At 74.5% G+C, this 22,230-nt stretch carries 24 protein-coding genes; 7 read left to right on the top strand and 17 right to left on the bottom strand.

The genetic code is table 11. From position 1 onward, the window contains the following. Nucleotides 1–4 precede the first annotated feature (4 nt). From lipB to ACWIX6_RS14970, 4 genes are all read right to left on the bottom strand, one after another. On the bottom strand, nt 5–646 hold the full coding sequence (gene lipB, locus ACWIX6_RS14985) for a lipoyl(octanoyl) transferase LipB (RefSeq protein ID WP_448613231.1): 642 nt from the start codon (nt 644–646) through the stop codon (nt 5–7). A gap of 21 nt (nt 647–667) precedes the next feature. Next, the gene (locus ACWIX6_RS14980; protein WP_448613230.1) at nt 668–895 is read right to left on the bottom strand and encodes a hypothetical protein; all 228 of its coding nucleotides are present in this window, start codon (nt 893–895) and stop codon (nt 668–670) included. 84 nt (nt 896–979) lie between these two features. After that, nucleotides 980–1,402: a Type 1 glutamine amidotransferase-like domain-containing protein gene (locus tag ACWIX6_RS14975; RefSeq protein ID WP_448613229.1), complete on the bottom strand. Its 423-nt coding sequence runs from the start codon at nt 1,400–1,402 to the stop codon at nt 980–982. Then, nucleotides 1,402–2,715 (bottom strand): FAD-dependent oxidoreductase, encoded by a 1,314-nt coding sequence (locus tag ACWIX6_RS14970; protein WP_448613228.1) that lies wholly within the window; start codon nt 2,713–2,715, stop codon nt 1,402–1,404. Before ACWIX6_RS14970 ends, ACWIX6_RS14975 begins: the two co-directional genes overlap by 1 nt. A 117-nt stretch (nt 2,716–2,832) precedes the next feature. Between ACWIX6_RS14970 and ACWIX6_RS14965 the strand changes: the two genes are divergently transcribed. Further along, nucleotides 2,833–4,578, top strand: a complete 1,746-nt coding sequence (locus ACWIX6_RS14965; RefSeq protein ID WP_448613227.1) for a protein kinase domain-containing protein — start codon at nt 2,833–2,835, stop codon at nt 4,576–4,578. Here the strand turns inward: ACWIX6_RS14965 and ACWIX6_RS14960 are convergent. From ACWIX6_RS14960 to lpdA, 3 genes are all read right to left on the bottom strand, one after another. Further along, the gene (locus ACWIX6_RS14960; protein ID WP_448613226.1) at nt 4,568–5,473 is read right to left on the bottom strand and encodes a TIGR01777 family oxidoreductase; all 906 of its coding nucleotides are present in this window, start codon (nt 5,471–5,473) and stop codon (nt 4,568–4,570) included. The two genes, ACWIX6_RS14965 and ACWIX6_RS14960, sit on opposite strands and share 11 nt — an antisense overlap. A gap of 137 nt (nt 5,474–5,610) precedes the next feature. After that, nucleotides 5,611–7,503: a 2-oxoglutarate dehydrogenase, E2 component, dihydrolipoamide succinyltransferase gene (gene sucB / locus ACWIX6_RS14955; RefSeq protein WP_448613225.1), complete on the bottom strand. Its 1,893-nt coding sequence runs from the start codon at nt 7,501–7,503 to the stop codon at nt 5,611–5,613. A 56-nt stretch (nt 7,504–7,559) separates the two neighbouring features. Next, nucleotides 7,560–8,942 carry a dihydrolipoyl dehydrogenase gene (gene lpdA, locus ACWIX6_RS14950; protein ID WP_448613224.1) on the bottom strand — a complete coding sequence of 461 codons (1,383 nt, stop codon included), beginning with the start codon at nt 8,940–8,942 and terminating at the stop codon, nt 7,560–7,562. A 155-nt stretch (nt 8,943–9,097) separates the two neighbouring features. Between lpdA and ACWIX6_RS14945 the strand changes: the two genes are divergently transcribed. Continuing rightward, nucleotides 9,098–9,466, top strand: a complete 369-nt coding sequence (locus ACWIX6_RS14945; RefSeq protein ID WP_448613223.1) for an oxidoreductase — start codon at nt 9,098–9,100, stop codon at nt 9,464–9,466. 56 nt (nt 9,467–9,522) lie between these two features. Here ACWIX6_RS14945 and ACWIX6_RS14940 read toward each other — a convergent pair whose 3' ends face one another. Then, nucleotides 9,523–11,046 carry a leucyl aminopeptidase gene (locus tag ACWIX6_RS14940; RefSeq protein WP_448613222.1) on the bottom strand — a complete coding sequence of 508 codons (1,524 nt, stop codon included), beginning with the start codon at nt 11,044–11,046 and terminating at the stop codon, nt 9,523–9,525. A gap of 133 nt (nt 11,047–11,179) precedes the next feature. On the opposite strand from ACWIX6_RS14940, the gene gcvT reads away from it, so the two are divergent. Further along, nucleotides 11,180–12,298, top strand: coding sequence for a glycine cleavage system aminomethyltransferase GcvT (gene gcvT / locus ACWIX6_RS14935; protein ID WP_448613221.1), 1,119 nt, complete (start codon nt 11,180–11,182; stop codon nt 12,296–12,298). A gap of 33 nt (nt 12,299–12,331) precedes the next feature. Here gcvT and ACWIX6_RS14930 read toward each other — a convergent pair whose 3' ends face one another. Genes ACWIX6_RS14930 through ACWIX6_RS14915 form a run of 4 tightly spaced genes read right to left on the bottom strand, consistent with a single transcriptional unit; the run spans nt 12,332 to nt 14,806 of the window. Further along, entirely contained in the window at nt 12,332–13,504 is a 1,173-nt protein-coding gene (locus tag ACWIX6_RS14930; protein ID WP_448613220.1) for a YihY/virulence factor BrkB family protein, read from the bottom strand. 38 nt (nt 13,505–13,542) lie between these two features. Next, a complete protein-coding gene (locus tag ACWIX6_RS14925; protein WP_448613219.1) occupies nt 13,543–13,815 on the bottom strand; it encodes a DUF4235 domain-containing protein in 273 nt (90 codons plus the stop codon). Beyond that, complete coding sequence (locus tag ACWIX6_RS14920) at nt 13,812–14,366, bottom strand: DUF3618 domain-containing protein (RefSeq protein WP_448613218.1); 555 nt, start codon at nt 14,364–14,366, stop codon at nt 13,812–13,814. Before ACWIX6_RS14920 ends, ACWIX6_RS14925 begins: the two co-directional genes overlap by 4 nt. Then, nucleotides 14,363–14,806, bottom strand: a complete 444-nt coding sequence (locus ACWIX6_RS14915; RefSeq protein WP_448613217.1) for a phage holin family protein — start codon at nt 14,804–14,806, stop codon at nt 14,363–14,365. Before ACWIX6_RS14915 ends, ACWIX6_RS14920 begins: the two co-directional genes overlap by 4 nt. 131 nt (nt 14,807–14,937) lie before the next feature. Between ACWIX6_RS14915 and ACWIX6_RS14910 the strand changes: the two genes are divergently transcribed. Beyond that, nucleotides 14,938–15,150 carry a hypothetical protein gene (locus ACWIX6_RS14910; protein WP_448613216.1) on the top strand — a complete coding sequence of 71 codons (213 nt, stop codon included), beginning with the start codon at nt 14,938–14,940 and terminating at the stop codon, nt 15,148–15,150. Nucleotides 15,151–15,236: 86 nt separating this feature from the next. Here ACWIX6_RS14910 and ACWIX6_RS14905 read toward each other — a convergent pair whose 3' ends face one another. Further along, complete coding sequence (locus tag ACWIX6_RS14905) at nt 15,237–16,220, bottom strand: aldo/keto reductase family protein (RefSeq protein ID WP_448613215.1); 984 nt, start codon at nt 16,218–16,220, stop codon at nt 15,237–15,239. A gap of 47 nt (nt 16,221–16,267) precedes the next feature. Continuing rightward, entirely contained in the window at nt 16,268–16,876 is a 609-nt protein-coding gene (locus ACWIX6_RS14900) for a DUF3043 domain-containing protein (RefSeq protein ID WP_448613214.1), read from the bottom strand. 198 nt (nt 16,877–17,074) lie between these two features. Between ACWIX6_RS14900 and ACWIX6_RS14895 the strand changes: the two genes are divergently transcribed. After that, complete coding sequence (locus ACWIX6_RS14895) at nt 17,075–17,431, top strand: HesB/IscA family protein (RefSeq protein ID WP_448613213.1); 357 nt, start codon at nt 17,075–17,077, stop codon at nt 17,429–17,431. Nucleotides 17,432–17,488: 57 nt separating this feature from the next. Here the strand turns inward: ACWIX6_RS14895 and asnB are convergent, their stop codons facing one another. From asnB to ACWIX6_RS14880, 3 genes are read right to left on the bottom strand one after another with little or no spacing between them, the layout of a single operon-like run. Next, the gene (gene asnB / locus ACWIX6_RS14890; RefSeq protein WP_448613212.1) at nt 17,489–19,438 is read right to left on the bottom strand and encodes an asparagine synthase (glutamine-hydrolyzing); all 1,950 of its coding nucleotides are present in this window, start codon (nt 19,436–19,438) and stop codon (nt 17,489–17,491) included. Between the two features lie 53 nt (nt 19,439–19,491). Continuing rightward, nucleotides 19,492–19,866, bottom strand: a complete 375-nt coding sequence (locus ACWIX6_RS14885) for a DUF3817 domain-containing protein (protein WP_448613211.1) — start codon at nt 19,864–19,866, stop codon at nt 19,492–19,494. Beyond that, the gene (locus tag ACWIX6_RS14880; RefSeq protein ID WP_448613210.1) at nt 19,856–20,221 is read right to left on the bottom strand and encodes a metalloprotease; all 366 of its coding nucleotides are present in this window, start codon (nt 20,219–20,221) and stop codon (nt 19,856–19,858) included. Before ACWIX6_RS14880 ends, ACWIX6_RS14885 begins: the two co-directional genes overlap by 11 nt. Nucleotides 20,222–20,505: 284 nt before the next feature. Here ACWIX6_RS14880 and ctaC point away from each other — a divergent pair, with 284 nt between their 5' ends. Then, nucleotides 20,506–21,384: an aa3-type cytochrome oxidase subunit II gene (gene ctaC / locus ACWIX6_RS14875; RefSeq protein ID WP_448613209.1), complete on the top strand. Its 879-nt coding sequence runs from the start codon at nt 20,506–20,508 to the stop codon at nt 21,382–21,384. Between the two features lie 33 nt (nt 21,385–21,417). Then, the gene (locus ACWIX6_RS14870) at nt 21,418–21,819 is read left to right on the top strand and encodes a cytochrome c oxidase subunit 4 (protein WP_448613208.1); all 402 of its coding nucleotides are present in this window, start codon (nt 21,418–21,420) and stop codon (nt 21,817–21,819) included. Nucleotides 21,820–22,230: the final 411 nt, after the last annotated feature.

Here is a 22,230-nt window from a genome sequence, read left to right as displayed (position 1 = left end):
TTCTTCAGGGGGCGAGGGCGGGCTCGAGGACGGCGCGCACCGCCTTCTCGACCGGGTCGATGGCCTCGGCGACGGGGACGTCGCGGCCGAGCTCGGCGGTCAGCGACGTCGCCCCGGCGTCCGGGATCCCGCACGGCACCATGTTGCTGAAGGCCGCCATGTCCGGGTCGCAGTTGAGCGCGAAGCCGTGCATGGTCACCCCGCGGGCCACCCGGACGCCGATCGCGGCGACCTTGCGGTCCGGGCCGCGGTCGTCGGCGCGCACCCACACGCCGCTGCGGCCCTCGACCTGCTCGGTGGCCAGCCCGAAACCGGCGCAGACCTCCATCAGCGCCAGTTCCAGGCGGCGGACGTGCGCCACCACGTCGACCGGGTCGGGGAGCCCGACGATCGGGTAGCCCACCAGCTGGCCGGGGCCGTGCCAGGTGATCTTCCCGCCGCGGTCCACGTCGATGACCGGCGTGCCGTCGAAGGGACGCTCGTGCCGCAGGGTCCGCCTGCCGGCGGTGTAGACCGGCGGGTGCTCGAGCAGCAGCAGCGTGTCCGGGCCGGTGCCGGCGACCCGCTGCGCGTGCACCTCCCGCTGTAGGGCCCATGCCTCCTCGTAGGGGACCAGACCCGCCCGGACGACCGCCAGCTCGCTCATGCCCGCAAGCCTATGCCGGGCTCAGCGGAGCCGGCGGGGCTCGATGCGGGTCTCCACCGCCGTGCCGTCCGGGCCGGGCGCCACCCGGTGGGCGGCCGCGCCGGGGCGGTCGGCCACCGCCTCCACCAGCTCGGTTCCCCGGTAGACCAGCCCGACCCCGTCGTCGGTCGCGTACCCGGCGGGCAGCGTCCCGTCGGCCACCAGCCGCCGGTACAGCGGCCGCCGGCCGGGCTCGGAGTCGTGGTGCACGCTGTTGCTGTACGGCAGCAGGCCAAGGCCGTCGGTGACCGGGCGGAGCTGGGGGCCGAAGGAGTCGGTGGTGCCGCCGACGTGTCAGCACAGCGACCCCGCCGAGACCCCGGCCAGGACCACCCCGGCCCGCCAGGCCTCCCGGAACACCTCGTCCAGACCGTGCACCCGCCACACGGCCAGCAGGTTGGCCACGCTGCCGCCGCCCACCCAGACGACGTCCTGGCCGAGCAGGTGACCCCGGACGTCGGCGACCGTGGGCATCGGGAAGAGGCTGAGGTGGGACACGGCCACGTCGCGGCCGGCGAAGGCGCCGTGGAACGCGGCGATGCGGGTGGGGTCGTCGCCGGTGGCCGTGCCGAGGTAGCAGATCCGCGGCCTCGCCGGTGCGCCGGCCAGCTCGAACGCGAGATCGAACACCGGACCGGGCGCCCAGTCGTAGGGGCCGCGACCGCGGCTGTCCAGGCCGGTGCTGGTGGCCAGCACCGTCGGCCGGGTGGCCGGCATCAGCCGCCGTCCCGGCCGGTGGGGGACTGCCCGGTCCGGGACTGCGTGGGCGGCGACTGCGCGGTCGGGGACTGGGCGGTCGCGGACTGCGCGGTCAGCCGGCGGAGCACCGCCCGGGCGGCGCGCGCACCGCTGGCCATCGCGCCCTGGATGGAGGGGGTGTCGCGGTGGTCCCCGCAGACGAAGACCCCCTCACCCAGGTCGACCGGGCGGCGGTGCTGCAGCGGAGGAGTGGCGGCCGGCTGCGCGCCGGTCACCGTGACGCTGGTGAGGTGCTCCAGGTCGGTGGCGGACACCCCGTGGGCCCGGGCGACCTCCCCGCGCACCTCCGCCTCGGTGGTCACCGCGAGCGTCGAGCTGGCCAGCAGTGCACGGCCGTCGGGGCTGTACGCCGGCTGGGCGTCGGTGACCACGGCCGTGTTGACCAGCCGGCCGCCCGGCTCGCCGAGCACGACGAGCGGCTCGCGCCAGGGCGAGGCCGGCAGCACGTGCAGGTGCGTGGTGACCTGCCGCGGCGCCGCGGCCCGGACGCCCGGGAGCAGGGCCGCGGCGGTGTCCGGGTCGGTGGCCACCACGACGGCGTCCACGGTCGTGGTGCCGGTCGCCGTCCGCACGGTCCCGCTCCGCACCTCCTCGACGCGGGTGTGCAGGTGCAGTCGGTCGGCCGGGAGCCGATCCGCCAGTTGCCCGCCGATCGACTGCATCCCGGCCGCCGGCAGCCCGACCCGGCCGCGGACGAAGCTGCGCCAGACCAGGTCCAGGTACCGGCTGGACGTCGCCAGCTCCGACTCCAGGAGCACCCCGGCCAGGAAGGGCCGGAAGAAGCGCTCCAGGGCCAGGTCGCCGACCCCGGCCGCGCGCAGCGACTCCTCGGCGGTCCGCTCGGGCGCGGACAGCAACCGGTGGACCGGCGTGTAGCCGGCCCGGGCGGAGAAGGCGCCGATGGCCGCCTTGCGGAGCAGCGCGCCGATCGGCGTCCGGACGGTGTCCCAGGCGGCCGTCGGGTGCCGGCGGGGGTCGACGACCCGGTGCGCCCGGCCGTCGACCCGGACGACCGCGCCGGTCCAGAACCAGCCCAGGTCCAGCGCCGCCAGGTCCAGGTCGGCCACCCGCGGGTAGCCGGTGTTGAGCACCTGGAAGCCGCGGTCGACCAGGAAGCCGTCGATCCGTTCGGTGGACAGCCGACCCCCGGCGTGCCCGGCGGCGTCGACGACGTGCACGTCGCGTCCGGCCTCGGCCAGCCGGACCGCCGCGGACAGGCCGGCCAGCCCGGCGCCCACGACGACGACCTGGGCACGGGAGGGGAGTGGCATGCCCCCGAACCTAGGTCCCGGGCCGGGGCGGCACCTCGCGGGGCGCGGAGCTGTGGACGGCACCCCGCCTGTGGACGACGCCCGCGGGGGCGCGCCGGCCCGTCCTACCGTCCTGGCATGCCCGTCGACCCGGTCCCGCAGGCCGCACCCGTCGTGCCCGGCTACGTCCTCGAGGAGCTGCTCGGCAGGGGCGGCTCGGGTCAGGTGTGGCGGGCCCGGCCGCGCCGCGGTGGTGCCCCGGTGGCGGTCAAGGTGCTGGTCCGCGGCGACCCGGCCGGTCAGGTGCGGGAGGCCGCGCTGCTCGCCGAGCTGGACCACCCGCACCTGGTGCGGGTGCACGAGGTGGTGCGCCGCGAGGTGCGCGGCGGACCTGCCGAGGTGTCGCTGGTGCTCGACCTGCTCGCCGGCGGCAGCCTGGCCACTCTGCTGGCCCGCCGGGGGAGTCTGCGCCCGGGAGAGGTGGTGACCGCCATTGCCCCGGTCGCCGCCGCGCTGGCGCAGGCGCACGAGCGGGGGATCGTGCACGGTGACCTGTCCCCGGGCAACGTCGTGTTCACTGCGGAGGGCCGGCCGGTGCTCACCGACCTCGGCACCGCACGGCTGGTCGGTGAGGACGTCCGCGCGGGTGTCACCCCCGCGTACGTCGACCCGGTGGTCGCCCGCGGGGGTGCGCCGGGCCCGGCGTCGGACGTCTTCGGGGTGGCGGCGGCTGCCTTCCACGCCCTGACCGGCATCGCCCCGTGGAACGCGGCCGACCCCGGCGGCACCCTGGGCGTCGCCGCCGCGGGGCGGCTGCCCGACCTGGCCCTGCTCGCTCCGGACGCACCCGGCGAACTCGTCCGGGTCGTGCTGCGGGGACTGTCCGCGGAGCCGCACCTGCGCGGCAGCGCCGCCGCGTTCGCGCTCGACCTGCGGCACGCCTGCCGACCGGAGCCCGTGCGGCTGCCCGTCCCGGGGGTCCCCGACGAGGTCCTCGGGGAGACCGGCCGCGGACCCCGCACCGAGCTGACCCACCAGGTGCCCGGGGCGCGGGGCCGCTCAGCGCACGCCGCGCCGGTCCCGGCCGGGCGGCTGGCCCGCCTCCGCAAGGCGCTGGCCCCGCGGGCGGCGCGGCTGTTCCCGCCGGCCGACGCGGTCGCCGCTGGGGGACCGCTGCTGCGTCGGGTGGCGGTGTCGGCGGCCGCGCTGCTCGCCCTGGCCGGGGCACTGGCGGGCGCGGCGTGGCTGGGTGCCACCTGGGGGAGGGGTGGAGCCGAACCGGTCCCCGCCGCCGACTCCGCCCGGGTCGCCGTCACCGAGCCGGCCGTGACGGAGCCCGCCGTCCCGCCGTCGTCCGCGGGGCCGACCGCCGGTCCGTCCGAAGTCCCCGCGCCCTCGCCCCACGGCTCACCGGCGGACACGGCACCGGCGGACACGGCACCGGCGGACACGGCACCGGCGGACACGGCCGCGCCCGACCCGGCGACGGACGACCTGGACGGCTGGGCGGCGCTGGTGCAGGAGCTGTACCGGCACCGGGCGCGGGCCTACGCCGATGCGGACGCGGCCCTGCTGTCGCGGCTGTACGCGCCGGGGAGCCCGCTGCTGCAACGGGACGCCGACCGGTTGGCGACCCTGGCCCGCGCCGGGCAGTCCGTGGCCGGCTTCGAGCCGACGGTGGTCCGCGTGGCGGCGGTTGCCGCCGACGGCGAGCGGGTGGTGGTGCAGCTCGTCGACGAGGTGCCCCGCCATCGGATCGTGGCCGGGGGGACGGCTGCGGCGCCGGTGCGGGAGGAGCCGGGCCGGGGCGCGGCGGACGTCCGGCTGACCCTGCAGCGGACCGGTGGCGAGTGGCTGATCGCCGGTGCGGAGCTCAGCGGGTGAACACCGCCCGCAGTGCGGCCTCCAGGTCGGTGTGCGTGAAGGAGAAGCCGGCCGCGGTCAGTGCCGCCGGCACGGCCTGCTGCCCGCCCAGGATGCTGGACCGGGCGAACTCGCCGAGCGCCGCGGAGATCACCGGCCCGGGGACGGGGAGGACCGCCGGCTTGTGCAGGACCCGCGCCAGCGTCCGGGTGAAGTCCGCGTTCCGCGCCGGCGACGGCGCGGTCAGGTTCACCGGTCCGGCGACGTCGGCGGTGAGCAGGAAGCGGATCGCGGCGACCTCGTCGTCCAGGCTGATCCACGGCCAGTACTGCCTCCCGTTGCCCAGCCGGCCGCCGAGCCCGAGGCGGAAGACCGTGCCGAGGACCGTCGCCAGCAGGCTGCCCCGGGCGAGAAGCAGGCCCGTCCGCAGGTGCGCGACGCGGACCCCGGCAGCACGGGCGGGCTCGGTGGCGGCCTCCCACTGGACGCAGACCGACGCCAGGAAGTCGTCCCCGGGCGGGGCGGTCTCGTCCACCAGGCGGTCGCCGGTGTCGCCGTAGTACCCGACGGCCGAGCCGGACAGCAGCACCCGCGGGCGTCCGGGATCGGCGGCGGCAGCTTCGCCGAGCGCCCGGCTCACGGTCGTGGTGCTGTCCACCCGGCTGGTCAGCAGTTGCTGCTTGTAGGCGGCCGTCCACGGCCGGGGCCGGATCGGCGCCCCGGCCAGGTTCACCACGGCGTCGACGTCGGCGAGCACCAACGGGTCGAGCCGGTGGTGCGCCGGGGCCCACCGGTGCTCGTCGGCGGTGCGCGGGGTCCGCCGGACCAGCCGGATCACCTCGTGCCCGTCCGCGCGGAGGGCGGGGGCCAGCGCCGAGCCGATGGGCCCGGACGACCCCGTAATGGCGACCTTCATGTCCTGCGCTCCTGTCGGCGGTGCGGGTACCGGGACGGACGCCGAAGGGCCCCGGCATGGTGCAGCCGGGGCCCCGATGGCCCCCTGCACGGTCCCGTCGCGAGCTTGCGAGCGATGGGGGGGCAGGGGGTCCTTCTTCAGGCCAGGCCGAGCTCGCCCTGGAACTGGCCGGCCTCCAGGCGCTCGCGGACCGTGGTCAGGAACCGCGCCGCGTCGGCGCCGTCGACGATCCGGTGGTCGTAGGTCAGGGCGAGGTAGACCATCGACCGGACGGCGATGACCTCACCGAGCTCGGCGTCCTGCACCACGACCGGGCGCTTCACCACCGAGCCGACGCCCAGGATGGCGACCTGCGGCTGGTTGATGATCGGGGTGTCGAACAGCGCGCCCCGGCTGCCGGTGTTGGTCAGGGTGAACGTGCCGCCACCGAGCTCGTCCGGGGTGATCTTGTTCGTCCGGGTGCGCTCGGCCAGGTCGGCGATCTTCCGGGCGATCCCCGCCAGGCTGAGGTCACCGGCGCCCTGGATGACCGGCACGAGCAGCCCGCGCTCGGTGTCCACCGCGACGCCCAGGTTCTCCGAGTCGTGGTAGGTGACCGTGCCGGCCGCCATGTCGACCGAGGAGTTGACCGCCGGGTGTGCCTTCAGCGCCTCGACCGCGGCCTTGGCGAAGAACGGCAGGAACGACAGCTTGACGCCCTCGCGGGCGGCGAAGTCGTTCTTCACCTGGTTGCGCAGGTTCGCGATCCGGGTGACGTCGGCCTCGACCACGGTGGTGAGCTGCGCGCTGATCTCCAGCGACTCGACCATCCGCTTGGCGATGACCGTCCGCAGCCGGGACATCTTCTCGGTCCGCCCGCGCAGCGCGGAGCTGGCGGCCGGCGAGGGGGTCTTGGCGGCGGACGGTGCGGCCGCCGGAGCGGCGGGCTCGGCGGCCGCCGGGGCCGCGGCTGCGTCGGCCGCCGCCTGGACGTCCTGCTTGCGGATCCGGCCACCCACGCCGGTGCCCTTCACCGTGGACAGGTCCACCCCGTGCTCGGCCGCCAGCCGCCGCACCAGCGGCGTCACGTAGGCCGCGGCGCCGTCGGGGGCCGGCGCCGCCGCGGGCCGCGACTGCGGCGCCACGGCCTCGGCCGGGGACGGCCGGGAGGTCGGCGACTGGGTGGGCATGGCACCGCTGGAGCCGTAGTCGCCACCGGGCTGACCGGTGTCGGTGGTCGCCTTGGCCGGCGTCGGCTGCGCCTGCTCCTTCGGCGCCGGCTGCTCCTCGGGAGCGGGCTCCTCCCGGGCGGGGGCCTCCTCGGCGGGAGCCTCCTGGGCCGGGGCCTCGGCCGGCACGGAGGCCTGGGCGCCACGGGCGGCGCCGATCACGGCGAGCTCGGCCCCGACGTCGACCGTCTCGTCCTCCTGGACGCTGATCGACAGCAGGGTGCCGGAGACCGGTGCCGGGATCTCGGTGTCGACCTTGTCGGTGGACACCTCCAGCAGTGGCTCGTCCGCGCTGACCTCGTCACCGACGGCCTTGAGCCACCGGGTCACGGTGCCCTCGGTGACGCTCTCGCCCAGCGCCGGCATGGTCACCGACGTGCCCTCGCCGCCACCCGAGCCACCGGAGTCAGCCGAGCCACCCGAGCTCCCGCCCGCGGAGCCGCCGTCCGAGGACCCCTGCGAGGCCGCCGGCTGCACGGCGGCGGGCTCGGCCTGCTGCGGCGGGGCCTCCTGCGCGGGGGCCTCCTCCGCCGGCTCGGCGGCCTGCTCGGCCGGGGCCTGCCCGGCAGCGCCGCCGCCGTCCCCCTCGCCGCCGATGACCGCGAGCTCGGCGCCCACGTCGACGGTCTCGTCCTCGGCGACGACGATCTTGGTGAGCACGCCGGCCGCGGGTGAGGGGATCTCGGTGTCGACCTTGTCGGTCGACACCTCGAGGAGGGGTTCGTCGACCTCGACCTGGTCACCCTCCTGCTTCAACCAGCGGGTGACGGTGCCCTCGGTGACGCTCTCGCCCAGGGCGGGCATGGTGACGGACGTCGGCATCGAAGGCAGGTCTCCTCAGGTCGTGGCGGTACGGGGTGGGTGGGGGAGGGGCAGGGTCAGCTGTGCGCGTGCAGCGGCTTGCCGGCCAGCGCCAGGTGCGCCTCGCCGAGCGCCTCGCTCTGCGTCGGGTGCGGGTGGATCAGCTGGGCGACCTCGTCGGGCAGGGCCTCCCAGTTGTAGATCAGCTGCGCCTCGGCGATGAGCTCACCGACGCGGCTGCCGACCATGTGGACCCCCACCACGGGACCGTCGGCGGCACGGACCAGCTTCACCGCGCCTGCGGTCTTGAGGATCTGGCTGCGGCCGTTGCCGCCCAGGTCGTAGGTGAGCACCTGGATCCCGTCGCCGTACCGCTCCTTGGCCTGCGCCTCGGTGAGACCGACGGAGGCGACCTCGGGCTCGGAGTAGGTCACCCGGGGCACGCCGGCGTAGTCGATCGGCACCACCGGCAGGCCGGCCAGCCGCTCGGCGACCAGGATGCCCTCGCCGAACCCCACGTGGGCCAGCTGCAGGGTGGGGATGAGGTCGCCGACGGCGGAGATGGTCGGGACGCTGGTCTGGCAGTACTCGTCGACGAGGACGTAGCCGCGCTCCATCGCGACGCCGGCCTCCTCGTAGCCCAGGCCCTCGCTCACCGGGCCGCGACCGACGGCGACCAGCACCAGCTCGGCCTCGTAGGACTTGCCGTTCTCCAGGCTGACCTTGACCCCGTCGGCGGTGGTCTCCACCGAGGACATCCGGCTGCCGAGGGAGAAGTCGATCTTGCGGCGGCGGAAGGCCCGCTCCAGCAGCTTGGACGACGCCTCGTCCTCCAGCGGGACCAGGTGCGGCAGCGCCTCGACGATCGTGACGTCGACGCCGAAGGACTTCCAGGCGCTGGCGAACTCGCAGCCGATGACCCCGCCGCCCAGGACGATCGCCGAGGTCGGCACGCGGTCCAGGTCGAGCGCGTGGTCGCTGGTGATGACCTTGGTGCCGTCGATCTCGACGCCGGGCAGCGACCGGGCGTAGGAGCCGGTGGCCAGCAGCACGTGCCGGCCCTCGTACCGCTCACCGTTGACCTCGACGGCGGTGGGGGAGACGAGCTTGCCCGATCCCTCGACGTAGGTGATCTTGCGGCTCTTGATCAGGCCCTGCAGGCCCTTGTAGAGCTTGGCGATCACGCCGTCCTTGTAGGCGTTGACGCCGTCCATGTCGATGCCGGCCAGCGACGTCTTGACGCCGAACTGCTCGCCCTCGCGGGCGTTGTCGGCGACCTCGCCGCTGTGCAGCAGGGCCTTGGTCGGGATGCAGCCGCGGTGCAGGCAGGTCCCGCCGACCTTGTCCTTCTCGATGAGCACCACGGACAGGCCGAGCTCGGCGGCGCGGAGGGCGGCGGCGTAGCCACCGGAGCCACCACCGAGGATGACCAGGTCAGCGGGGGTCGTCGGTGCGCTCACAGGTGGCTCCTCATCGTGCTGGGTCGCCCGGTGTCGGGCTGGGTGATCGTGCGCCCGCCCATCCTGCCACTCCCGGGAACGGCGCGTCGGGGTGCCGCGTTGGCGTCCCAGAACCCCGCCGGGAACCCCCGCGGGACCAGGGACGGGAGCACGGCATGGGCCTCTTCGACCGGCTGCGGGGCCGTCGCCCGGCATCGGCGTCCGGCGACGGCCGGCGGAACACCCTCGACCGCCCCTCCGGCTCTGCCGACCTGAGCCACCTGGAGCAGTTCGTCGCCACCCGGCGCGGGGTGGAGGGCTACGTCGAGCCGCGGACGGCGGTCACCGAGACGACGATCCTGCTCGTCGCCGCAGACGGCGAGTGGACGCGCCGGCGCATCGACGGCCCGGAGACCGCCCGCAAGCTGTCCCGGGACCTGGGCGTCCCCGTCTACGACGCCCAGGTCACCGGCTACCCCCAGCGCATGCGCGACTGGTCGGCCCGCCAGCGGCAGAAGGACCACCGTCCCCCCACCACTCGCTGACGCTCGCGGCGGGCCCCTGACGGTGGCCGTTCCAGGAGCCCGCTGCCAGCCATCCGTCAGCTCGCGTTGGCGATGAGGTCCTCGATCGTCGCGAGCAGGGTGCGGACCGGGACGCCGGTGCCGCCCTTGGGGGTGTGGCCCCAGGGCGCGCCGGTGTTGTAGGCCGGCCCGGCCACGTCGATGTGCGCCCAGGGCAGCCCGGCGGGGACGAACTCGGACAGGAAGTGCCCGCCGACGAGCATGCCGCCCATCCGGTCGGCGTTGGCGTTGACGAAGTCGGCGACCGGTGAGTCCAGCCCGCGGCGGAGCTCCGGCGGCAGCGGCATGCCCCACATCGGCTCGCCGCTGCGCCGGCTGGCGGCCACGACGGTGTCGCGGAGGTCGTCGCTGCCCATCACCCCGGAGGTGCGGGTGCCCAGGGCCACCAGCTGGGCGCCGGTGAGCGTGGAGGTCTCCAGCAGATGGGTGGGGGAGTCCTCGACCGCCCGGGAGATGGCGTCGGCGAGCACCACCCGGCCCTCGGCGTCGGTGTTGGTGATCTCGGCCTTCTTGCCGTTGCGGAACGTCACCACGTCCGCAGGCCGGTAGGCGGTGCCGCTGGGCAGGTTCTCGGCGATGGGCACCGTTGCGGTGACGTCGACCGGCAGGCCGAGCTCGGCGACCAGGCACACGGTGGCGATCACGGCCGCGGCGCCGGCCATGTCGCTCTTCATGTCCTCCATCTTCGCCGCGGGCTTGATCGAGATGCCGCCGCTGTCGAAGGTGATGCCCTTGCCGATCAGCGCGATGCTGGGCCGGCCGCCGGACTTCTTGCCGCGGTAGCTCATCCGCAGCAACCGCGGCGGGCGGACCGAGCCGCCGCCGACGGCCAGGATGCCGCCGTACCCACCAGCGGCCAGCGCCTTCTCGTCGAGGACCTCGACGGACAGGCCGGCCTTCTTCCCCGCGGCCGCGCCGCGGTCGCCCAACGCGGCGGGGAAGAGGTCGTTGGGCGGGGTGTTGACCAGGTCCCGCACCAGGGTGACGGCGTCGGCCACCGCCCGGACCCGGGCCAGCGCGGCCTTGGCCTGCCCGGCGTCGGGGACGACGAGCTGGAAGACCCGCGGCGGGGTGGGCCGGTCGGCGGGCAGGTCGGACTTGTAGGCGGTGAACTCGTAGGCGCCCAGCAGCGCGCCCTCGCCCACGGCGTGCAGCCGCTCGGCGTCCGGGGGCCCACCGACGGCGGCGAGCAGGGTGACCACGGCGTCCCGGCCGCTCAGCGCCCGGCTGGCGGCGCCGGCGGCCCGGCGCAGCGCCTCGGGGGCGTACCCGCCGGCCGGCTCCGGGGCGCCCAGCCCCGCGACCGCGACCACCGGGAACGGGCCCTGCCCGAAGGTGGGCAGCCGGGTGACCTCGTCCTCGGTGCCGCGGGCACCCAGGTCGGCCAGGGCGGTGAACAGCCGGCCGCCCAGCAGCCGGTCCAGCGCCTCGGCGCCGGGGGTGCGCAGGAGACCGTCCGGTCCCTTCCCCACGCCGACGACGACGGCGTCGGCGGACAGCTTCTCGAGCGGACGGTCGGTGGCGGAGATCGTGGGCGGCACGGGGGGATCCTAAGAGGACCTGCCTGCCCCCCACCGCTCGCAGGCTCGCGGCGGGCCCCTGCAGGCAGGCCGGTAGGGGCCGACGGGGCCGGCTCGGGAGCTCGCGGCCGGGGCGCCCACTAGCGTGCCGTCCGTGAGCCCGCTGACCTCCCCGTTGCACGACCGGCACGTGGCCGCCGGCGCCAAGTTCGCCGACTTCGGTGGCTGGTCGATGCCGATCGAGTACGCCGGCGGCGGGGTGCTGGCCGAGCACACCGCCGTCCGGGAGGGCGTCGGCCTCTTCGACGTCTCGCACCTGGGGACGGCCACGGTGCGGGGCCCCGGCGCGGCCGCCTTCGTGGACTCCTGCCTGACCAACGACCTGACCCGGATCGGTCCGGGGCAGGCGCAGTACACGTTGTGCTGCGTCCCGGACGGCGAGGAGCACGCCGGCGGCGTGGTCGACGACCTGATCGTCTACCTGCACGGCCCCGACGACGTGCTGCTGGTGCCCAACGCGGCCAACGCCGCCGACGTCCTCGCCCGGCTCGCCGCGGCCGCCCCGGCGGGCGTCACGGTGACCGACCGGCACACCGAGGTCGCCGTCCTGGCCCTGCAGGGGCCGCGCTCGGCCGAGGTGCTCGCCGCGGTCGGGTTGCCCGGGGAGCTGGACTACATGGCCTTCGCCGACACCCCCGGCCGGGCGGGGGACGAGATCACCGTCTGCCGCACCGGCTACACCGGCGAGCACGGCTACGAGCTGCTCGTCGCCGCCGAGCGCGCGGGGGACCTCTGGGACGCCGTCCTGGCCGCCGGTCAGCTCGAGCAGATCCGGCCCTGCGGGCTGGGTGCCCGGGACACCCTGCGCACCGAGATGGGCTACCCGCTGCACGGCCACGAGCTGTCCCGGGAGATCACCCCCAACCAGGCCCGCGCCGGCTGGGCGGTGGGCTGGCGCAAGCCGGCCTTCTGGGGCCGGGAGGCGCTGCTGGCAGAGAGGGACGCCGGCCCGGCCCGGCTGCTGTGGGGACTCCAGGCGCCGGGCCGGGGCATCCCGCGGCCGGGGATGGCCGTGCTCGCCGCCGACGGCGCACCGATCGGCGAGGTGACCAGCGGGACGTTCTCCCCGACCCTGCGGACCGGAATCGCGCTGGCGCTGCTGGACACCGCGGCCGGGGTCGGCGAGGGCGACGAGGTGGCCGTCGACGTCCGCGGCCGCCCCCAGCCGGTGACGGTCCGCCGTCCCCCCTTCGTCCCGTCACATGTCCGGTAGACGAACGACGACCGACCCGGAGGGGGTCCTCCGCTAGGCGGACTGCTTGGACTCCTTGGTGGGGGTCGGGGGGTCCGGCAGCTCGTCGGCGACCGCGGCGTCCCGCTCGCCCATCGGCTGGGGCTCGCCCTCGGTGGTGTCGACGGCGGTCTGGTGCTCCATCTCGGAGTTGATCTCCGCGCCCAGGAGGACCAGGAAGCACGTCAGGTACAGCCACAGCATCAGCACGATGACCCCGGCGATGGCCCCGTACGTCTTGTCGTAGGAGCCGAAGTTGTCCACGTAGAGGCTGAACAGCAGGCTGACGACCGCCCAGATCACGGTGACCACGACCGAGCCGAGGCTCACCCAGCGCAGCCGCGGGTTGTCCCGGTCCGGGGCCACCCGGTAGAGGACGGCGAGCGAGCCGGCGACCACACCGAGGAGCAGCACCCAGCGCACCACCTGGGCGAGCACCGTGCCGAAGATGCCCAGCGGCAGCGTGTCCAGGACCACCGGGACGACCGCGATGAGGCCGAAGGTGATCAGCACGAAGGCGATGGCGCCCAGGGTCAGGCCCAGGGCGAGGGCCTTGCGCTTGACGAACCCGCGGGTCTCCACCTCGTCGTAGGCGAGGTTCACCGCGGTGATCAGGTTCCCGGTCCCGCCCGACGCGCTCCACAGCGCCGCCAGGATCGACACGATCAGGCTGAGGGTGAGGGCGCCGCCGCTGTTCTGCGTGATGGCGGTCAGCTGCTCGCTCAGCAGGGTCTGCGCCTCCCGGGGCAGCTGGGCCGACACCGACTCGATCTGGGCGGCCACCTCCTCCGGCGAGGCGACCAGCCCGTAGAGCGAGATGGTGGCGATCAGCGCCGGGAAGATCGCCAGGAAGGCGAAGAACGCCACCCCCGCGCCGATGATCGGCATGTTGTCGGCGTTGTTCTCCGCCCAGGCCCGCTTGACGATCTGCACCCAGCCGCGGGCCGGGATCTGCAGCGGCGTCTCGGCGTGCACGCCGGGCAGCTCCGCCTCGCTCGGGATGTCAGGTGCCGGCCGTGCGGCCTCGCGCTGCTGGGTGCGGACGACGGTCGCGGACGACGAGCCCGTCGGCCGGACGTCGGCCGCCTGCTCGTCGGCTGCCTTGGCCGCAGCCCGGCGCTCGGCCTTCTCCTGGACGCGTTGCCGGATGCGCTCGACGGAGCTCTCCGGCCGCTTCGTGTCGGCCATCTGCTGGGTCCTCGTCTCCCCTGGTGGTGGTCCGGCGGTCAGTCGCCGGGCCAGTTGCCGGTCAGCTTGGTCCAGCCGCGGGCACCGGCCCGGTCGATGGCGGCCTTAGTGGCGGCGAAGATGGCCCCTTGGATGGCCGCGGCGAGCACCACCTCGCGCATCGAGTACTCGCTCTGCAGCGCGGTGGGAGCGTCCTCCTCGTCGGCGACACGCTTCCAGACCTGCTTGAAGACCGCACCGGACACCAGGCCGGCGAGGATGCCGCCGAGCAGCCCGATCGGACGGTAGGCGAGCTTGGCCCCGGTGCTCATCGGGTGGCCCTGCGGACGGTGCGGCGGGTGCGGGCCCGCTGGGTGGCGGCGCGCCGGGCAGCCTTGGCGGCGGCCGCGCGCCGGGCCGACGTCGCGGCCGCGCGCTCCTGTGCGGCCCGGGCCGCAGTGCGCCGGGCCGCGGCCCGGGCGGCTGCCCGTTCCTTGGCCGCACGCCCGGCGGCCTTCTGCGCGGCGGCCCGCTGCTTGCGGGCCTGCTTCGCCGCGGCCCGCTCCACGCGGGTCCGCTTCCGCCGCCGTCGCCACGTCACCAGTCCCACGACGGCGGCGAGCAGCGCGCCGCCCCCGCCGAGGACGCCCGCCGGGCTCTCCCGGTAGGTCTCGACGGCGGTGTCCCGGGCCCGCGTCACGTTCTCCAGGGCGGTGTCCCGGGCCTGGGCGGCGCCCTCCTTGGCCCGGGCCGGCACGTCGAGGCGATGGGTGAGCTCGTCGACGGTCTGGGCCAGCTGCTCCCGGGTCTGCTCGATGTCGGCTCGGATGGCGTCGGGGTCGGTGTTCCGTCCGGTGTCCCGGGCGTCGTCCTGGGCGGTCATCGGGACGCACTCTCCTTCACGGCGGCGACGTCGGCCTTGACGCTCGCGATGGCCTCGGTGGGGACGGGCGGTGCGGCCTGGGCGACGTCCTTCTTGCCGACCAGGGCCAGCACGCCCGCGACGGCGAACAGCAGGACGGCGACGATCAGGGCGGCGAGCCACCCGGGGAGCGCCAGCGCCAGCGCCAGGACGGCGGCGGCGACGAGCGCCTGCAGGCCGAGGAACCCGACGAGCCCGGCTCCGCCGAACAGCCCGGCGCCCACGCCGAGCTTCTTGGCCTTGGTGCTGACCTCCGCCTGGGCCAGCCGCATCTCGTCGCGGACGAGCCGGGTGAGCTGCTCGGACAGCTGGCTCACCAGCTGTCCGGTCGAGGCGTGCCCGGGGTCGGGGGGCGGGGGCGTGGCGCGGGTGGCGCCGCCGCTCCCGGAGAGCTGGCTCATGGGTCCTCCGGCGTCGGGGCGAGCACTGAGCCCCGTACATGCCCGCTCGCCGACACCGCGTAAACCAAGATCACCACGTCGTCGGCCGTCCTGGTCGCTCAGCCGGGACCACGGTCGCTAGCCTCGCGGTCATGAGCTGGACCTGGCAGTTGGAAGACCCCTCGGGTGCCCCCGTCGACCCGGCCACCGTGGGGGTCGACGTCCCCGAGTCCGACAGCCAGGGGGACGCGGAGTCCTGGCTGGGGGAGAACTGGCGCGACCTGCTGGACCGCGGGATCGCGACGGTCACCCTGATGTCCGGCGGCGAGCGCGTCTACGGCCCGATGGGCCTGGCGGCGAACTGACGAAGGACCCTCCTGCCCCCCACCGCTCGCAAGCTCGCGGCGGGCCCCTGCAGGAGGGCCAGAGCGGGGGCGAGCGGGTCCTTCTGCTAGCCCCGGCTGGTCTTGGCGGGGTCCCGCTCGACGACGTCGCCCAGCACCTCGTCGATCCGCTTGAGCACCTCGGCGGGCAGCTCCACGCCGGCGGCCTGCACGTTGTCGGCCACCTGCTCGGGCCGGCTGGCCCCGATGATCGCCGCCGCGACGTTGGGGTTCTGCAGCACCCAGGCGATGGACAGCTGCGCCATGCTCAGGCCCAGCTCGTCGGCGATCGGCCGCAGCTCCTGCACCCGGGTCAGGACGTCGTCCCGCATGAAGCCCTGGATCGAGCCGGACACGGTCGGGTTGCCGGCGCGGCTGTCCGCCGGCGGCTGCTGCCCCGGCAGGTACTTGCCGCTGAGCACGCCCTGGGCCATCGGCGACCAGACGATCTGGGAGAGGCCCTCCGCCTCGCTGGTCGGGACGACCTCGGCCTCGATGACCCGCCACAGCATCGAGTACTGCGGCTGGTTGCTGATCAGCTGCACCTTGAGCTCGCGGGCCAGCACCGCGCCGGCCGCGATCTCCTCCGCCCGCCACTCCGACACCCCGAGGTAGAGGACCTTGCCGGCCCGGACCAGGTCGGCGAAGGCGGTCATCGTCTCCTCCAGCGGCACCGAGGAGTCGTAGCGGTGCGCCTGGTAGAGGTCGATGTGGTCGGTCTGCAGCCGCCGCAGCGAGGCCTCGCAGCTCTCGACGACGTGCTTGCGGGACAGCCCGCGGTCGTTGGCGCCGGGACCGGTGGGCCAGTAGACCTTGGTGAAGATCTCCAGGCCCTCGCGGCGCTGGCCGGCCAGCGCGCGGCCGAGGACGGCCTCGGCCCTGGTGCCGGCGTAGACGTCGGCGGTGTCGAAGGTGGTGATCCCGGCGTCGAGGGCGGCCCGCACGCAGGCGTGCGCGGCGTCCTCCTCGACCTGGCTGCCGTGGGTCAGCCAGTTGCCGTAGGCGATCTCGGAGATGTTCAGGCCGGAGCGGCCGAGGCGTCGTGTCTGCACGACCGCCGACGGTAGTCCTGAGCCGGGCTCAGGACCCGACGGAGCCCTTAGAACTGTTCCCAGAGCGCCACCCGCGGCTTGGGGAAGCGCCAGCGGCGCACCATCGTCGCCCGGCTGATCCCGTACCAGACCAGCGTGCGGGTCCGCTCCTGGTGGTCGGGCATCCGCTCGGCGAGCACCCGCCTGATCCGGCGGCCCAGCACGAAGGAGTCGGCCATGATCACGAGGAAGAAGGCGAACCAGACGTACACGGTGTAGTTCTGCACGGCCGGGGACGGGATGAAGTAGCCCACCAGCACCAGGCCGGCCACCACGAGGAAGGCGCTCCCGGCGTTGCGGCGGCTGTCCACCACGTCGCGGACGAGGCGGCGCGCCGGGCCGCGGTCGCGGGCGGGCAGCGCGCTGTCGTCACCGGCCAGCGCGGCGGCGCGCTGGCTGCCCCGGTTGGCCGCCTGCTGCTCGCGGCTGCGCTTGTAGGCCTCCTTGCGCGTGGTGGGCGGCGGCGGGGGAGGCCCCGGCCGCCGGCCCTGCGCCTCGGCCCGCTTGGGTGTCGGCCGTCCCTTGCCCACGCCGGTGGTCAGCTGGGCGGTCAGGTCGGTGGACGGGTCCGGCGTCGTCTCGGTCTGGCTGCGGCGGCCGGGCAGGCGGAGCTTCACGGCTGGTCAGTCTACGTGGGACGCCGCCGTCCCCGGGCCGTCCGGGCGAGGGTGACGCGCCCCCCACCAGGGGTGCGCGGGCTCCCGAGGGCCGGGTGACCGCCGTACAGTGGGAAGCAGCTCCGCCGCGGCGGTGTTGGTGATCCGGTGGATCCGCACCGGAGACCGAGCAGCACACCTCGAGTGGGAGGACCACACATGACCGTGCAGGACACGCAGGCCCCCGGCGCCACCGGCGTCGTTCTCAGCGACACCGCCGCCACCAAGGTCAAGGCGCTGCTGGACCAGGAGGGTCGCGACGACCTGCGGCTGCGGATCGCCGTGCAGCCGGGCGGCTGCTCCGGGCTCCGCTACCAGCTCTTCTTCGACGAGCGGTTCCTCGACGGTGACCAGACCCACGAGTTCGGCGGGGTCGAGGTCATCGTGGACCGGATGAGCGGCCCGTACCTCGGTGGGGCCGTCATCGACTTCGTCGACACCATCGAGAAGCAGGGCTTCACCATCGACAACCCCAACGCCGGCAACTCGTGCGCCTGCGGGGACTCCTTCTCCTGACGAAGGACCAGTACTGACCGAGGCCCGGCCCCCTGCGGGGGCCGGGCCTCGGTGCGTTCAGAGCCGAACGGGGTAGTGGGTCTCGGGGATCACGGGCTTGATCCGCTCCTCGACGAAGATCCCGTGCCAGACCATGAAGACCAGCACCTCCCACAGCTGGCGGGCGGTCCGCTTGCTCGGCTGGTCCGCCGTCCGCATCGAGGCCAGCAGATCGGCCACCCGGCCGCGGTCCAGCCACTCGTCGGTCTGGCTCTCCGCGACGATCGCGCGCGCCCACTCGTGCAGCGGCCCGGCCAGGAACTCCGCCGTCGGCACCGGGAAGCCCAGCTTGCGCCGGTGCAGGATCGGCGCCGGGACGATCTGCTCCATCGCCCGGCGCAGCGCGTACTTGGTGGCCCCCTGCCTGGCCCCCGAGCCGCCGCGGGGGACCCGCTGCTCCAGCGGGATGGTGCTGGCCAGCGCGAAGACCTCGGGGTCGAGGAACGGCACCCGGAGCTCCAGCGAGTTCGCCATGGTCATCTTGTCGGCCTTGACCAGGATGTCGCCGCGCAGCCAGGTGAACAGGTCGACGTACTGCATCGCCGTGACGTCGTCGTAGCCCGCCTCGCGGGTCTGCCGGTAGAGGTCCTCGGTCACCGTCACGTGCGACATGTCGGCGTCGTGCCCGCGCAGCAGCTGGGCGAGCTCCGCGCCGGAGAAGTTCCGGGCGTTGCCGTAGTACCGCTCCTCCAGCGGGATCGACGCCCGGCGGAGCAGGTCCTTGCCGCGCAGGCCGTCGGGCAGCAGCTCCGACAGTGCCCCCATCGCCCGCCGGCCGGCCTTCGGCACCCGAGCCGCCCAGGCCAGGCTGAGCGGCTCGCGGTAGATGGTGTAGCCGCCGAACAGCTCGTCGGCGCCCTCGCCGGAGAGCACCACCTTGACGTGCTTGCGGGCCTCGCGAGCCACGAAGTACAGCGGCACGAGCGCCGGGTCGGCGACCGGGTCGTCGAGGTACCAGACGACCTCGGGGATGGCGTCGGCGAACTGTTCGGCGGTGATGACCACGGGGACGTGGGCCACGCCGAGCGTCGCCGCCGACTCCGCGGCGATGTCCACCTCCGACGTCGACTCCCGCTCGAAGCCGACGGTGAAGGTCATCAGGTCGGGGTTGTACCGGTGCGCCAGCGCGGCGATCGCGGTGGAGTCGATGCCGCTGGACAGGAACGACCCGACGGTGACGTCGGCCCGCATGTGCTTGGCCACGGAGTCCTCCAGCGCCGCGGCGATCCGGTCGTACAGCTCCTGCTCGCGCCCGGCGGGGACCGGCTGGGGCCGGAAGGTCGGGTGGAAGTACCGCTTCGTGCGCAGCTCGCCGTCGGCGACGGTGAAGGTCGTCCCGCTCTCGATCCGGCGGATTCCGCGGTGCAGGGTGGCCGGCTCGGGCACGTACTGCAGGGTCAAGTAGTGCTGCAGCGAGGCCGGGTCGACGCCGCCGGCACCCGCGCTGCCGCCGAGCAGCTCCAGGAACGCCTTCTTCTCCGAGCTGAAGACCAGTCCGCCGTCGGCCAGCCGGGCGGTGAACAGCGGTTTGATGCCGAAGGGGTCGCGGGCGCCGAAGGCGGTCCCGGTCCGGGTGTCCCAGATGACGAAGGCGAACATCCCGCGCAGCCGGGGGACGACCGCCTCGCCCCACAGGTGGTAGCCGGCGACGATCGCCTCGGTGTCGCCCTGGGTGGCGAAGGTCGCGCCGGCGGCCGCCAGCTCCTCGCGCAGCTCCAGGTAGTTGTAGATCTCGCCGTTGAAGAGGATTCGGTACCGGTCGCCGGCGTAGGGGAGCGGCTGCGGGCTGCCCTCGACGTCGATGATCGACAGCCGGTTGAAGCCCAGGACGACCTGCGGGTCGGACCAGACGGCGGTGTCGTCGGGGCCGCGGTGGTGCAGGCAGTGCAGCGCGGACCGCACCCCGGACACGGTCTCGTCGTCGACGCGGGGGACATCGGTGGACAGGTAAGCCAGCAGGCCGCACATGAGGCGCAGGTCTCCGGAGGTCGGCTCGTGTCCCGGCGGGGCCGGGACGGTGGTCAGACGCGCTCGCCGGCGCGGGTCCGGCGGGTGGCGATCCGCTCCGCCACGAAGGAGAGCACCGGGACCGTGCCGGCCAGCAGCACGAGCACCGAGCCCTTCAGCGTCCAGCGGGCGCGCAGCGCCAGGTCGCAGGCGGTCACGAAGAAGATCGCGTAGAGCCAGCCGTGCGCGGTGCCGATGACGGCGACCGGCTCGTCGATCCCGGCGAGGTGCTTGAGCGGGACCGCGACCAGGAACAGCACGACCAGCAGGACGCCGACGATCCAGGCCATCACCCGGTAGCGGACCAGCGCGGCCGGGACGCCCTGCCCGACCCGGCGGGCCAGGGCGCGCGGCAGGGCCGACGGTGCCGCGGTGCGGTCAGCTGCCACCGTTCACCCGCTGCCCGAGGGCCTTGGCGTTCAGCTCGGCGAGGTAGGCGTTGTAGGCGGCGAGCTCGGGGTCGCCCGTGGTGTCGATGCGGGGGCGCTGGTAGAGGACGACGGCGTTGCCCGGCTCGTCGGCGTCAGGGTCTCGCTGCAGCTCGTCACGGCACATCCGGACGTAGAACCACAGGCCCATGAGGCCGTACAGCGGCCACTGCAGGGCGTAGCTCCAGTTGACCGGGCCGCCGCCGGCCTCGGCCTTGCCCAGCTGCCAGCTGCCGAGGAAGAACGTGCCCACGAACAGGGCGGCGACGACCAGGTGGAGCAGCACCCAGTTGCGGGTCAACAGCCGTCGGTACACGCCCCGACTGTAACCGGCGGGCGTGCCGCGGTGCCGCCGCGGAGCGGCCGGGAGGCCGCCGTGCGGCGTGCGGGGAGCACCCGGTGGGCCGCCTCGGAGCCGGGTGGCCAGGGACGCCGTCGGCGACCCGCCGCGCGCCCGCTCCCGGGGCCGGGACGCCGGGCGGGGTCGGCTAGTCTCGGCCAGACTGTGGTGGGCGGGACCGGTGCTCCCCCGAGCGCCGGACGGGTCCGCTGGTGGGACCGCATGGTGTCGCCATGCGGTGGATGAGGAGGCAGCGGGCAGTGGCTCGACGCAGCAAGCTGGCGCGGGTGTCCGCGCTCGGGCTCCTGGCAGCGCTGACGCTCAGCGGGTGCGGGGTCGATCGGGAGCTGTTCGCCATCGGCTGGCCGGACGGCATCACCGACCAGGCGCAGAACATGCGCGACCTCTGGATCGGCTCCACCATCGCGGCGATGGTCGTGGGTGTGGCCGTGTGGGCGCTGATCGCCTGGGCGGCGATCCGCTACCGCAAGCGCGGCAACGAGCTGCCCCGGCAGACCGCGTACAACCTGCCGCTGGAGATCGTCTACACGATCATCCCGTTCATCATCATCGCGGTGCTGTTCTTCTACACGGTCACCGTGCAAAACCGGGTGATGGAGCGCAGCGACGACCCGGACGTGACCATCGCGGTCAACGCCTTCAAGTGGAACTGGCAGTTCGTCTACCCCGACACGACCGACGCCAACGGCGGGGAGCCGGTGTCGACGGTCGGCGACAGCACCGAGATCCCGATCCTCGTCGTGCCGGTGGACCAGACGATCCGCTTCGAGCTCGCCTCGGCCGACGTCATCCACTCCTTCTGGATCCCCGAGTTCCTCTTCAAGCTCGACATCGTCCCGGGCAACGAGAACGGCCGGGACAACGTCTTCGAGGTGACCGTCCGCGAGGAGGGCTCCTACGTCGGCCGCTGTGCCGAGCTCTGCGGCACCTACCACGCGTTCATGAACTTCGAGGTCCGGTCGGTCTCCGCCGAGGACTTCGACGCCTACCTCGACGCCCGGACGAGCGGCCTGTCGACCTTCGACGCGCTGGAGAGCATCGGCCAGGAGGGGGCGGCGACGACGACGGAGCCCTTCCCCCTGGACCGCCAGCAGCAGGCGGCCCTGCCCGGTGAGTGACCTGACCACACCCCAGCAGCAGGAGGAGCGGCCGTGAAGGTCGAAGCGCTCATCTTCAACTTGATCACGGTCTTCTGCATCGTGGCCGCGATCGTCTACGGGGTGTGGTCCCGGGAGCCGATCGGCACCACGGCCCTGCTCCTGTCCAGCGGGCTCACCTCGCTCATCGGCGGCTTCTTCTGGTTCGTCAGCCGCCGCATCGACGCGCGGCCGGAGGACCTCAAGGACGCCGAGATCGCCGACGGTGCCGGGGAGCTCGGCTTCTTCAGCCCCGGCAGCTACTGGCCCTTCGGCCTCGCCCTCGCCGCCGCCACGATGGGGCTCGCACTGGCGTTCTGGTACCCCTGGCTGGTCCTGCTGGCCGCGGTCGCGCTGCTGATCACCATCGGCGGGCTGCTGTTCGAGTACTACGTGGGCCAGAACGCGCACAGCTGACCCGCTCCACCCGATCCGCCACGTAGGGCCCCTCCCGTCCCGGGAGGGGCCCTACGTGCGTGTGGCGGGGCTGTGCCGACCCAGCCGGTCCGCAGACCCGGGTGGCCGATCAGGCCCGGGACGGTCCCCACTCGCTTCGCACGCTCTCTCGACGCGGTGCACGCGCTGCAGCCCGCGCATCGCAGCCGGACAGCGTGCAGTGCGCCGCACGACAGGTGCCGGAGCCGGCCCCGGGCGCACGCGCCGCCGTCGCGACCGCCGACGTCCCGCGGGCCGCGCGGCGGGTCCCTTCCACGCCCTCCGGTCGGGCGCCGGTGCCCGGGGACCACCGACCACCGGAGTGCGGTGTCGAGGCGCTGAGCGGCGTCCTGAGCGGGTCGCCGGGTCCCTCGCGGAGACGCACAGAGGGCC

It is taken from the genome of Modestobacter sp. URMC 112 (genome assembly GCF_053502575.1).
The sequence above is the reverse complement of the archived record's forward strand: the minus strand, read 5'-3'. Positions and strand labels throughout refer to the sequence as shown.